Source organism: Streptomyces kronopolitis, assembly GCF_050953795.1.
GTDB lineage: Bacteria > Actinomycetota > Actinomycetes > Streptomycetales > Streptomycetaceae > Streptomyces > Streptomyces kronopolitis_A.
On the sequence record NZ_CP191850.1, the window covers coordinates 1,583,763 to 1,596,420 of the forward strand.

The following is a 12,658-nucleotide window of genomic DNA, read 5'->3' on the forward strand; positions in this document are numbered from 1 at the left end:
CATGAAGCAGTCCAAGCAATCAGAGCAGTTGGAAAGGCGCACGACCGTGGTGAGTGAGAAGACATCCGAGGGCAGGCGGCGCAGGGGCATCGTCGCGTTCGTGGTGACCGTGCTGCTGACCAGCTTCGTGGCGGCAACGTACGGATTCGGTTTCTACCTCTTCGCGCAGATCGTTACCGACATGCGCGAAGACCTCGGCTTCGGATACACGGTGGTCGGCACCATCACCGCAGCCGGCCAGCTCGGCTTCCTGCTGTTCGCGCTGCTCGGCACCTGGCTGTCGACCCGTATCGGCGGCGGCCAGGTCGTCATCGGCTCGGTGGCCCTGTGTGGACTGTGCCTGGTCCTGCTGCCGGTCACCAACAGCATCATCGTGATCGGCATCCTGCTGACCGTCCTCGGCGGCACCGCGGCATCTGTGTACGTACCGCTGGTCGAGATCGTCGGCCGGGTCATCGACTACCGGCACCGCGGAAAGGTGCTCGGCCTGGTCTCCAGCGGCACCAGCTACGGCGTGTTCGTGAACAGCCTGCTGGTTCCCGGCTTCGTCCAGCACGACAACTGGCGGGGCCTGTGGTACTCCGTCGGGGCCGGCACCCTCATGGTCACCGCGGTCGCCACTTTCACCTTCTCTCGGCTCGGCCTCTTCGGCAGCGAGGAACCGACCTCGGAGCAGATCGAGGACAACGCCCGCGTCCACAACACCAGTGCCCGGGCCGGCTGGCGCATGGTGCTGGTGCGCTGGGTGGTCATCGTCTGGACGATGAAGTTCCTGAACGGATTCGCCTGCATGCCGTTCCAGAACTACCTCTCCCCCTATCTGCGCGAAGGCCTGGGATTCGACATCGACTTCGCCGCCCAGGTCTGGGGAGCCATCGGCATCATCGGCATGTTTGCCGGCTTCGCGGTCGGCTGGCTCTCCGACCGCATCGGCGTGCGCGCCTCTCTGGTGATGTGCTACACGCTCTTCTTCATCTCCGCCATGCTGCTCGTGCTCGCCCCGGTCGGATTCCTCCCGATGGTCTCCGGAGTGCTCTTCGCCCTTGCCTTCTACCCGATCTACGGGCTGGTGCCGACGTATGTGTCCAAGTCGGTCTCCGGTGCGGCGGCCACGGTCATCTTCGGCGTCACCAACGTCACCCAGGGCGTTGGCGGCATCCTCGGCAACTACACGGCGGGCTTCCTCAAGAACCTGACCGGCTCCTTCATGTGGTACTACGTCGTGATCGCCGCAGCGACCGTCGTCCTGGGCGTGCTGACCTTGCGGCTACCCCGCGAGGGGTCGCCGGAGAGCGCCATCGGCAAAGACGCCACCACCGAGCCCGATCTCCCCAAGAGCGTTGCCCATGCAACCGGCTGACACCCGCCGTCTACGCATCCGTTCGACGCGACCGACAACGGAAGGGGCCTGATGACCCAGCAAGGGATCTGCACCTGCTGGCCGGGGGCCACGGTCTGGCTGACCGGCCTGCCCAGTGCGGGCAAAACCACCCTCGCCCACCAGCTCGCCAGCCGACTGCGTGCCGACCATTGCCGCGTCGAGGTGCTCGACGGTGACGAGATCCGGTCGTTTCTTTCCGCCGAGCTGGGTTTCAGCCGCGCCGATCGAGACGCCAACGTCCAGCGCATCGGCCTGGTCGCGGAGGTCTTGGCACGCAACGGCGTCACCGTCCTTGTGCCGGTGATCGCCCCGTACGCGGACAGCAGGGAAGCGGTCCGCAAACGCCATGAAGCCAGCCGCACCCCGTACTTGGAGGTGCACGTCGCCACCCCGGTCGAGGTGTGTTCCGAACGTGATGTGAAGGGGCTCTATGCCCGGCAGGCGGCCGGTGAGATCGCCGGCCTGACCGGCGTCGACGACCCGTACGAGGTACCGGAGAAACCGGACCTGCGAATCGAGACGCACACCCAGACCGTGCAGGAGTCCGCGGCGGCACTGCACACGCTGCTGACCGAAAGGGGACTGGCATGACGGTGACGGCCACGACCGGGATCTTCCCGGAAGAGGGAGCCCATCTTCGGGCCCAGGACACCGATGACCGATCCGGCGGGTACGCGTTGTCACACCTGGACGCCCTGGAGTCCGAGGCGGTGCACATCTTCCGTGAGGTGGCGGGTGAGTTCGAGCGGCCGGTGATCCTGTTCTCCGGCGGCAAGGACTCCATCCTCATGCTGCACCTCGCGCTCAAGGCATTTGCGCCGGCGCCGGTGCCGTTCTCGCTGCTGCACGTCGACACCGGGCACAACTTCCCCGAGGTCCTCGACTACCGCGACCGCACCGTCGAGCGGTACGGCCTGCGGTTACACATCGCATCCGTCCAGGAGTACATCGACCGTGGCGAACTGCGCGAACGCCCCGACGGCACCCGTAACCCGCTCCAGACCTTCCCGCTGACCGAGGCCATCAGGACCCAGCGCTTCGATGCGGTCTTCGGCGGCGGCCGACGGGACGAGGAGAAGGCACGCGCAAAGGAACGGGTGTTCTCGCTGCGCGACGAGTTCTCGCAGTGGGATCCGCGCCGCCAGCGCCCGGAGCTGTGGCAGCTCTACAACGGCCGGCATTCGCCCGGCGAGCACGTCCGGGTCTTCCCGCTGTCCAACTGGACCGAGCTCGACGTCTGGCAGTACATCGCCCGCGAACAGATCGAACTGCCCGAGATCTACTTCGCACACGAACGCGAGGTGTTCCAGCGTGCCGGCATGTGGCTGACCGCGGGCGACTGGGGTGGCCCTGAGGACGGGGAGACGGTCGAGAAGCGGCGGGTCCGCTACCGCACCGTCGGCGATATGTCCTGCACCGGCGCGGTCGACTCCGACGCCGCCACACTGGACGCCGTGATCGCCGAGATCTCCGTGTCCCGGCTCACCGAGCGGGGCGCGACCAGGGCCGACGACAAGCTGTCCGAGGCCGCCATGGAAGACCGCAAGCGCGAAGGGTACTTCTAAAGATGACCATCGACACGCTGCGTTTCGCCACCGCCGGTTCCGTCGACGACGGCAAGTCCACGCTGGTGGGCCGGCTGCTGCACGACTCCAAGTCGGTGCTCGCCGACCAGCTGGAGGCCGTCGAGCGGGCCTCGCTGGGCCGCGGGCAGGAGACGCCCGACCTGGCGCTGCTGACCGACGGGCTGCGCGCCGAGCGCGAACAGGGCATCACCATCGATGTCGCCTACCGCTACTTCGCCACCCCGCGGCGCCGGTTCATCCTGGCCGACACCCCCGGGCACGTGCAGTACACCCGCAACATGGTCACCGGTGCCTCCACCGCCGAGCTGGCCGTGGTGCTGGTCGACGCCCGCAACGGCGTGGTCGAGCAGACCCGCCGGCACGCCGCGGTCGCCGCCCTGCTGCGCGTCCCGCACGTGGTGCTGGCCGTCAACAAGATGGACCTGGTCGACTACGCCGAGCCCGTCTTCGCCGCGATCGTGGAGCAGTTCACCGCCTACGCAACCGCACTGGGTGTGGCCCGGACAACCGCTATCCCGGTGTCCGCACTCGCCGGCGACAACGTGGTCGAACCCTCCCAGAACATGGACTGGTATGGCGGCCCGACAGTCCTGGAATACTTGGAGACCGTGCCCGTCGGCCACCGTCCGGACGACAAGCCCGCCCGAATCCCGGTCCAGTACGTCATCCGCCCGCAGACTGCCGAACACCCCGACTACCGCGGCTACGCGGGCCAGATCACCTCCGGCGCTCTGCGCGTCGGCGACCCGGTGACCGTGCTGCCCTCGGGCTGCACCAGCACCATCGAATCCATCGACAAGCTCGGGGAGCCTGTGGACACCGCCTGGGCGCCGCAGTCCGTGACAGTGTGCCTCGCGGACGGCATCGACGTCTCGCGCGGAGACCTGATCGCACCGACCGCTACTGCACCCGCGGTCACCCAGGATGTCCGGGGTACCGCTTGCCATGTCGCCGACCGGCCACTCACCGTCGGCCAGCGGGTGCTGCTGAAGCACACCACCCGCACCGTCAAGGCGATCGTCAAGGACATCCCGTCCCGACTGGCCCTGACGGAGTTCGATGAGAAGAAGGGACTCTCCCAGCACCCGGCCCCCGGCGAACTGACCGCCAACGACATCGGCCGGATCATCGTACGGGCGGCCGAGCCGCTGGCCTTGGATGCCTACGCTAACTCCCGGCACACAGGCTCGTTCCTGCTTATCGACCCCGTCGACGGCACCACGCTCGCGGCCGGCATGGCCGACGGCAACGGGTGAGCCATGAATCCGGACATCCTCCGGGTCGTGGTGGCCGGGGCGGGCGCGGCCGGCACGCTGGCCGCTGCCCGGCTGCTGGACGCCGCGGCCCGCACCAGCCGCCGGACCATCGTCGATCTCGTCGATCCCGCCACGGACACCGGACGGGGCCTCGCCTACAGCACCACCGACCCGAGGCACCTGCTGAACGTCCCGGCCGGGCGTATGAGCGCCTGTCCGGACGCCAGCGACGACTTCGTGCGCTGGCTGTCGGCCCGTGAGGGCCGCGACGCCGACCCAGACGCATACGTGCCGCGGGCACTGTTCGGCGCCTATCTAGCCGACAGCCTAGACCGGTCGGCCGCAGCCGCCTACGGTACTGCGGCGGTCCGGCGATGGCACGATCGCGTTGTGGCCGTTGACCGTCCTGGTCACGCCGAGGGCGGCGTCCGGCTGCGTCTGCGGACCGGCGCGACGATGGACGCGCACGCGGCAGTGCTGGCGCTGGGCAATATCGCACCCGGATCCGCGTGGCTCCCCCCGGACCTCGCGAATTCGCCTCGAGTGGTGGCGGATCCCTGGCGTCCCGGCGCGCTAGCGGACGTCCCGGCCGATCGCGATGTCTTGCTCGTCGGCACCGGGCTGACCATGTGCGACATGGCGCTGACACTGGCTCATCAGGGCCGTACAGTGCATGCGGTCTCCCGGCACGGCCTGCTGCCGCAGGCACACGCCACCGAGGCACCGGCGGCGCCCACGTCCCCCCAGACCGAGCGCCGCGTCGCAGTATCCGAGCTGAGCGACCTCACTCAGCTGAAGCGCGGGGTACGGTACCGGGCGGCGCTCTACCGGCGGCTATACGGGGACTGGCGCCCGGCAGTAGACGAGCTGCGGCCACACATCCCGTTACTCTGGCAGCAACTACCGGCCCCAGACCAGCAGCGCTTCCTTGCCGTGGAACTGCGGGAGTGGGAGGTGCATCGACACCGGCTGCCACCAGCGACTAACCGGACGCTGGCCGCCGCCCGGCAGGCCGGACTGCTGATCGTCTGTGCGGCGGAAATCACTGCCGCACACCCAGCAGACGGGGGTCGTGCAATCGCCGTTCAGCTGTCAGACGGCCGGGCCCTAACCGTCGGCGCTGTCATCAACTGCACGGGAACCGAAAATCGCGTACAGGAGTTGGCCGACCCGCTCGTCCGCGATCTACTCACCACAGGAATCGCTGCCCCCGGACCGCATGGCCTCGGCTTCGACACCACCTCCGAAGGTAGGCTAGTTGAGGCTGACGGCTGCAGCACGGTGCCTGTGTGGACGCTCGGCCAGCTGCGTCGAGGAAACCTGTGGGAGACCACAGCCATCCCTGAGATCCGGTCTCAGGCCGGGGAACTGGCCTGGGCTCTCATGCACACCGCGGTACCGGCACCGGTCTGACACCCACGCCGCACGTGCAGGTCGGGTGCAGTACACGTCCCTCAGTCATCGCTCAATGCCTCATGTGGTCCAAGGTGTCTCCTGGCCCACATGAGGTATTGAGCCCCTTGCGCATGCACAGCCTCTGTGCCGCCGGCTTCACGTGCCCGGCGCACTTCGACGCAACCGCATCAAGCTGACCGACGCCACGCTCACGTCACCCAGACACTCGAATACCCAAGTCGCAAGACTCGACCTTGTACACGAGACCCACGTACGCCTCCCCTCCTCAACTCGCCTCCACTACGGCGATCAGCGCCATTTGCACAGGAGTGATGCGATTTCCGAGCATCTGCCGTGTTGGCCTGAGGTGGTACTCCTGGCAGTGCACCTCGGCGCGCTGCCCACCGGCTACCTAGCGGATGTTCCACGGGCTCACGTTGGGGCCGGTCACCGCTACTGACACCGGTATAGAGACCAAGTTCCGTGTTCGGCCTCGACACGGTTTCGGCGCCGAGACCACCGAGGCGCTGGAGACCGCGGCAACGGCTGCGGGCTACCAGGTAGTTCTGAGAACGCCATGGCCGTTTGCTACCGGCCGATCTGAAGATACTGCCGTTCCTCGATCGACTAACGCTCGTTCTCGTTCAACTTTGGTTGCGTCGAAGAAGAGCCACCTGGCCGCATCGTCGAGCGGACAAGCGTGCGAACAGCGCAGCATAGATCCCATCGCCTTCAGACGGTTCACCAACGCAGTCCACCAGCTCGGACACACAATCGCCGATCACCTGGCGGAAAGTAGGATGCTGAAGCCAAGCCACTCACACCGAAGGAAGGCGAACGCATTGCGAGACTGGGAACTGTCCAGGACGTTCAGCAGTGGCTCGGGCGAGGTACGCTGGGAACGGCTCGGAACCCCCTCTGGCCCGCCGGTGGTCCTTCTCCACGGCACCCCGTTCTCCTCATTCGTCTGGCGCGGCGTTGCTCGCGCCCTCGCGGTCAGTCACCAGGTTTTCGTCTGGGACATGCCCGGATACGGTGCTTCGGCGAAGTATGACGGACAGGACGTCTCGCTGGCCGCTCAAGGCCGGATCTTCACCGAGCTGCTGGAGTACTGGGAGCTGCCCGAGCCACTCGTAGTTGCCCACGACTTCGGAGGGGCTGTCGCCTTACGTGCGCATCTCTTGCACGGCGCACGCTACCGGCGGCTTGCCCTGGTCGATCCAGTCGCACTGGCACCCTGGGGCTCACCGTTCTTCCGCTTGGTCGGCGAGAACAGCAAAGCCTTTGAACAGCTCCCGCCGGACCTGCACCGCGCCCTCGTGCGCGAATACATCGCCTCGGCGAGTAGCTCAGGGCTCCATCCTGCCGTTCTCGAACATCTCGTTGCACCTTGGCTCGGAGACCAGGGCCAGTCAGCCTTCTACCGTCAGATCGCGCAGGCCGACCAGCGTTTCACTGATGAGATCCAGGGGCGCTACGGCTCCATCGACCTCCCTGCCCTAATCTGCTGGGGACAGAGCGATGAGTGGATCCCCGTAAGCAAGGCCCAGGAGTTGGCTGCCCGTATTCCGGGAGCGGAACTGATGCTGCTTCATGGCGCCGGTCACCTAGTCCAAGAGGATGCTCCGGCCGAACTCACCGCAGCATTAGTAAACTTCCTTGGCTGACGGGCAATCAGCCGAGCGGCGAACCCGTCGCTTCACATAGTTCTGCCTCGCCGAGCTGCACGCGGCTGACGAACCCGACTGCCCCGGGCCAGTGTGGACACCTCCCACGTAAGCACGCAGAGGGGACGAGGCCATTGGTCCGTCGCCGGTCGACCGCAGAACAAGGGCCGGAGCAGTGCGTCGACCCGGCCCCTTCTCGCGCTCGATCTACTCACATGCGATGAGCCAACCTACCTCCATCGCGATACGTTAGTGCAGGTCAGGCGCTGGTCCCTTGCTTTTCTGCAGGCGCCTCCTAAGTGGCTAACGATGGCACCTCACACCGCCCATACCGTCCAGCCAGCAACGCCGTGGCGACCTGTAGACGGTCATCAAGGTCGAAGGGCGGCTGACGCATTGGACATTTGATGCTCCAAGCCGCCCTTTCGGCGTCTGCGGCCCGCTGAACCTGGGCTTTCCGGTCTCACGATCACGCCTCCGGTCCGGCCAAGGTGAGGTCGTCCTGGGTCAGTTCGGCACGGAGGCGCTGCTCGGCCACGTCGGCGTAGTGCGAGGACAGTTCGACGCCGACGAAGTGTCGGCCTTCGCGCAGGGCGGCGACGCCGGTGGAGCCGCTTCCGGTGAAGGGGTCGAGGACGGTGCCGCCTTCGGGGCAGATCTGTACGAGCTGCTGCATGATCTCGACCGGCTTCTGGGTGATGTGCACCCGGTCCTTACGCGGCTGGGAGGCGACGTAGTGACCGGGCAGGTACAGGTCTCGGTCCTTGTCCAGGCTGCCCTTGACGCCCCACAGGATGTACTCGGAGTCCTGCTTGAACCCGCCCTTGCGGGGCCGGCTGGCGGGCTTGATCCACGGGATCGTGCCGCTCCATGTCCACCCCGCCATCTGCAGCGCGTCGGAGGTGGTCGGGTCCTGGCGCCAGTCGGAGAAGACCATGACGACCGCGTGCTCGGTCGAGGCGCGGTACGCCTCCGTCAGCAGTTCGGTCAGCCAGGCTCGGTAGCTCCTCTGATCGCGGTTCTCGCCGGGGAAGTTGGCGAGGTCGTGGGAGGAGTTGCTGGTGACGTACTTGGCGCGGGCGGTGCGGCCGGTGCGGTCCGAGCTGGTCCGTCCGCCGGAGTTGTACGGGGGGTCGGTGATCACGGCGTTGACGCTCTCGTCCGGGAGGTTCTTGAGCACGGTGAGGGCGTCGCCTCGATGCAGCGTGTAGCTCATGGGGAGGGCCTCTTTCAGGGCATGGCGGGGTTGGGGCCGCTCCGGACGCCGTTCAACAACGCTCGTCGGGGCGGGTGGTGCCGGATGTTAGGCGTGATTTCCGGCCGCACCTAACGAGGTGAGTCGCGCTCCGGGTGGGGGGCCGGGGGTCGTTTGGTGCGGCCGGAATCCCGGTCTACTGTCTCGTCCTGTCGCCGGCCGAAGCCTCGCTTCACCCCCGTTGACCTGTACTTATCCCTGTCATCTCGTCCAAGCGAGCTGTGTGGAAGGCGCGTTGTCCCTCGTTCCCCACGCTGTCAGGAGAGCCGGTGTATTGCCTGAGATTACGAGCGCGGCTGGCTGCCGCGCGTGACCTGAGACCGGCGTCCGGGAGCTACCAACTCCTCTGGCCCGGGCCCGCCGAGAGGCGGATTCACATCGGCGCGGTGCCGACGGCTTTGCACGAGAAGTCGGCACCGCGTCTCCTGCGAACACCGAGGAGTCGCTGCGATGCAGCATCCCCTGATACCCCCGCGCCCCGACCCACCGTCGGCCACCAGCCGTCACCGCCGCCTTGGTGAACGGCGGCGGCGATGAAGAAGACCACCGGCGCCGTCGTCGGCCTCTGCGCAACCGGTCCGCTGCTGCTGGCCGTTCCCGTCCTCGCCTTTGGCGCCGAGACCGCGTCGGCCTCCTGCTCGACCGATGGTGTACAGCCTGTGGATACCGCGGCCGCCGCCAGTCAGGTGGAGTCCGTCCTGGACGGCGGCGGCAAGGGCTCGGTCCACGTGCCGGGGATAGACGATCCGGCCGAGCAGGTGCCCAACGCCAAGAAAATCCAGGCCACCGGCGTCGCGATGCACATTCCGGCCCGGGGGCAGGTCGTGGCCCTGGCGACCGCCCTGCAGGAGAGTGGCCTGCGGAACCTGACCTACGGCGACCGCGACAGCCTGGGGTTGTTCCAGCAGCGTCCGTCGCAAGGCTGGGGCACTGCGAACGAGATCCTCGACCCGGTGCACGCCTCGACCAAGTTCTACGAGGGGCTGCAGAAGGTCTCGGGCTGGCAGTCCCTGTCCGTCGCCCAGGCCGCCCAGGCGGTGCAGCGGTCGGGCTTCCCGCAGGCGTACGCCAAGTGGGAGCCCCTGGCCACCGCACTGCAAAAGGCCATCGAACCCCTGCTGCCGACGGCCGGTGACGCGCCACCGAGCCCTTCCCCATCCGGCTCGGCCAGCCCCACCAGTGCCTCGCCCGGTACCGCGGGAGGCTGCGTCGCCGACGGGGACGGGACCGACTTCGGCGCCGTTCCGCCCGGTGCGGTGCCGGCCGGGTACAAGATCCCGGCCGATGCTCCGCCGAAGGTGCGGACGGCGATCCGGTGGGCGCTGGGCCGGCTCGGCACGCCGTATCAGTGGGGTGGGCACTGCACTGCTCCCCACGGCACGGTGCCGACGGGGCGGTGTGACTGCTCGTCCCTGATGCAGCGGTCGTACAAGGCTGCCGGGGTCGCTCTGTCTCGGACGACGTACACGCAGGTCAAGGACGGCAAGCCGGTCTCGGTCGGCGCGCTGGAGCCGGGCGACCTGGTGTTCACCGAGGGCACCGCGTCCCGTCCGGAGCACGTCGGCATGGTCATCGGTCGAGGTCTGGTCGTCAACGCCCCGCACACCGGCGACGTGGTCCGCATCGCGACCCTCGCGTCCTGGAAGCCGCAGATCCTCGCGGCCCGCCGAGTCATCTGACCGGCGCTTCTCCCCCCTTCTTCCCCTCTTCTCGCACCGCCGCTCCGCCCCCGCGGGCTTTGGCGTGCGCAAACCGCACTGGAGTTCGTAATGTATCTCGCCGACCAGGTCATCCAGCTCGCCTACGACCCGGGCATCAAGCCGAACGAGGGCGGGCTGCCGGGCCTGTCCGTCCTCAAGCACGTGATGGGCTCGATCAACCTCTACGGCATCATCGCCGCGGTCGGCTCGCTCGCAGTCAGCGCCGGTGTGTGGGCCTGGGGACATCACTCGGGCGGGCACCAGGCTGAGGCCAACGGCAAGAAGGGCGTGCTGGTGAGCGCTGGCGCGGCCCTTCTGCTCGGTGCGGCCAACGGCGTGGTCGCCTTCTTCTCGACGCTCGGGACGCAGGTTCACTGATGTCTTCCCGTCCGATGAACCCCGGCGGCGCGTCCCAAGTGCGCCGTGGGGCGTTGCTCGGCACCGCTGTCCTGGTGGTGCTTGTCGCCCTCGCCGGCCTGGCCGCATACCTCAACCGCGATGGCAGGAGCCCCTCCAAAGCCCCTGCTGTCCAGCCGAGTTCGCCCACGGCCTCCTCGACCGCTTCGTCCGCACCGCGCCCCCAGCCTCGTGCCCTCGCGGTTCCTCCGAAGACCCGTGACCCGGTCGCGTTCGGGAAGGCCGCTGCGGCGGCGCTGTGGTCCTACGACACCCGCGCGTACTCGCGGACGGAGCTGCGGACCGCTCTGCGCGCGTGGCTGACCTCCGAGGACAAATATGCCGATCCGGTGTCGGTCGACAAGGTCGTGCCCACGGCCGTGCTGTGGAAGGAGATGGCCGCCAACCGGCAGTTCGCCAGCGCCCGGGTGCACGAGGGGCATTTCCCGGATTCCTTCACCCGGGCTCTTCAGGCCGATCCCGGGGCGATCACCCAGACGTACATCTACGCGGTGACGGTTTCCGGCAAGCAGTCGATCGCCTGGAAGGGCTCGCATGCCGGCGGTGCGGAGAGCCGTACCACCACCCTCGCGGTCCAGTGCCGCCCTCATCGCCCCTGCGCCCTGGTCGGCGTCATGCCGTCCGTCGCGCCCTGACCACCGTTCAAGGAAGGAGGTCCCGCCATGGCAGTGTGCAACTTGCCGCTGATGGACAAGGTGTGCGGCGCCGTCGACTTCGCCGCCAACCCCGCAGGAGCCGTCACCGACGGCATCGGGGCGTGGATCGCGAAGTCGGCAGGTGAACTGGCCTCAAGTGCATCGGATCTTGCCACCAAGGCTGTCAACGAGACGACCGCCATCGACCTCAACGCCGGGTGGTTCCGGGACAACTACGAACTGCTGCTGCCCATCGGGCTCGCGCTGACCGTCGGCACGTTCTGCCTCCAGCTCATGTTCGCCGCCTGGCGGCGAGACGAACGCGCCCTGGCTCAGGCCGCGATCGGCACCATGACCGGCGTCCTGTTCAGCTTCTGCGCCATCGCCTTCACCACCGTCGCCGTCACTGTGGTCGACGCCTTGTCCGCCGGGCTGTTCCAGGCGGCCAACACCTCGGTCGACGATGCGATCCGTCGCGTGATCAAGGTCAACGAGCTGGGGGCGATGTTCGGTCTTGGCTGGGGTGTTCCCAGCCTGGTTGCGCTCGGCTGCGCGATCGGGGCGTTCCTGTACTGGGGCGTGATGGTCGCCCGCAAGGTCGGTGTCCTGGTCCTGGTCGCACTCGCCGTGTTCGCCGGCGCCGGGGGCGGCTGGGAGGTCGCCAAGCGATGGCGGCGGGGCTGGGTCGAGGCCACTGCCACCCTGGTCGTCTCGAAGCTCCTGATGACCGTGGTCTTCCTCATCGGCGTCTCGGCGATGGGCAAGGCCGATGCCCACGGCGGCATGGCCGCGCTGTCCGACGCGCTGGCCGGCATCGTCGTGATGGTCCTGGTCCTGTTGTGCCCGTATGCCACGTACAAGTTCGTCCACTGGGCCAGCGACGGGGGCGGACACGACGACGTGCACCGCACCGGTGTTGCCGGCATGGCGGTCGCCGCGGGGGCCGCGAAGACCGCGGGCACCCTGGCGATGCAGGCCGGCACCGGAACCCCCGCCCCACAGGGGCCGAATCAGGTTCCCGGCGCCGGTGGCGATGGCGTCGCCTCCGGCATCAACCCCTCCGGCGGCACTCTCAGCAAGGAGGGCATCGACGCCGGTCCGCCTCAGCAGCAGACGCGGTTCCGGTACGGCGAGGATTCGAACGCGTCGGGCGACAAGGGCCGGTCCCTGATTCAGCGCCCCGGCATCCCACCGCTCATCACGCGCCCCCACGAGGACGAAGCAGGGCCTGCCGGGGCACCCGTCAGCGTCGCTGGCGCGTCGGCTCCGGGCGGCAGCGTGGCCTACGTGGGCGCCGGCGATCCGGCCGGACCTCCGTCTTCGGGCACCTGACCGATCACATCCGGGGGCGGGCTGCACACCCAGC

The 12,658-nt window shown here is 68.0% G+C and carries 11 protein-coding genes; 10 read left to right on the plus strand and 1 reads right to left on the minus strand.

Translation table 11 applies throughout. From position 1 onward, the window contains the following. The first annotated feature begins 1 nt into the window (after position 1). From ACQP17_RS06840 to ACQP17_RS06865, 6 genes are all read left to right on the plus strand, one after another. Positions 2-1,360 carry an MFS transporter gene (locus ACQP17_RS06840; RefSeq protein WP_433855442.1) on the plus strand — a complete coding sequence of 453 codons (1,359 nt, stop codon included), beginning with the start codon at positions 2-4 and terminating at the stop codon, positions 1,358-1,360. Between the two features lie 51 nt (positions 1,361-1,411). Beyond that, entirely contained in the window at positions 1,412-1,972 is a 561-nt protein-coding gene (gene cysC / locus ACQP17_RS06845) for an adenylyl-sulfate kinase (RefSeq protein ID WP_433855443.1), read from the plus strand. Beyond that, on the plus strand, positions 1,969-2,946 hold the full coding sequence (gene cysD, locus ACQP17_RS06850) for a sulfate adenylyltransferase subunit CysD (RefSeq protein ID WP_433855444.1): 978 nt from the start codon (positions 1,969-1,971) through the stop codon (positions 2,944-2,946). Before cysC ends, cysD begins: the two co-directional genes overlap by 4 nt. Before the next feature lie 2 nt (positions 2,947-2,948). After that, positions 2,949-4,223: a sulfate adenylyltransferase subunit 1 gene (locus ACQP17_RS06855; RefSeq protein ID WP_433855445.1), complete on the plus strand. Its 1,275-nt coding sequence runs from the start codon at positions 2,949-2,951 to the stop codon at positions 4,221-4,223. Between the two features lie 3 nt (positions 4,224-4,226). Then, a complete protein-coding gene (locus tag ACQP17_RS06860; RefSeq protein WP_433855446.1) occupies positions 4,227-5,636 on the plus strand; it encodes an FAD/NAD(P)-binding protein in 1,410 nt (469 codons plus the stop codon). Positions 5,637-6,460: 824 nt separating this feature from the next. Further along, the gene (locus tag ACQP17_RS06865; protein WP_433859841.1) at positions 6,461-7,285 is read left to right on the plus strand and encodes an alpha/beta fold hydrolase; all 825 of its coding nucleotides are present in this window, start codon (positions 6,461-6,463) and stop codon (positions 7,283-7,285) included. A 469-nt stretch (positions 7,286-7,754) separates the two neighbouring features. Here the strand turns inward: ACQP17_RS06865 and ACQP17_RS06870 are convergent, their stop codons facing one another. Continuing rightward, positions 7,755-8,501, minus strand: coding sequence for a DNA-methyltransferase (locus ACQP17_RS06870; protein ID WP_433855447.1), 747 nt, complete (start codon positions 8,499-8,501; stop codon positions 7,755-7,757). A 572-nt stretch (positions 8,502-9,073) separates the two neighbouring features. Between ACQP17_RS06870 and ACQP17_RS06875 the strand changes: the two genes are divergently transcribed. The 4 genes from ACQP17_RS06875 to ACQP17_RS06890 all read left to right on the plus strand — a co-directional run bounded on the left by ACQP17_RS06875 (position 9,074) and on the right by ACQP17_RS06890 (position 12,624). Then, a complete protein-coding gene (locus ACQP17_RS06875) occupies positions 9,074-10,219 on the plus strand; it encodes a C40 family peptidase (RefSeq protein ID WP_433855448.1) in 1,146 nt (381 codons plus the stop codon). Between the two features lie 90 nt (positions 10,220-10,309). Next, entirely contained in the window at positions 10,310-10,618 is a 309-nt protein-coding gene (locus tag ACQP17_RS06880; RefSeq protein ID WP_433855449.1) for a DUF6112 family protein, read from the plus strand. Next, complete coding sequence (locus ACQP17_RS06885) at positions 10,618-11,292, plus strand: hypothetical protein (protein ID WP_433855450.1); 675 nt, start codon at positions 10,618-10,620, stop codon at positions 11,290-11,292. Before ACQP17_RS06880 ends, ACQP17_RS06885 begins: the two co-directional genes overlap by 1 nt. A gap of 27 nt (positions 11,293-11,319) precedes the next feature. Continuing rightward, positions 11,320-12,624 (plus strand): SCO6881 family protein, encoded by a 1,305-nt coding sequence (locus ACQP17_RS06890; protein ID WP_433855451.1) that lies wholly within the window; start codon positions 11,320-11,322, stop codon positions 12,622-12,624. Positions 12,625-12,658: the final 34 nt, after the last annotated feature.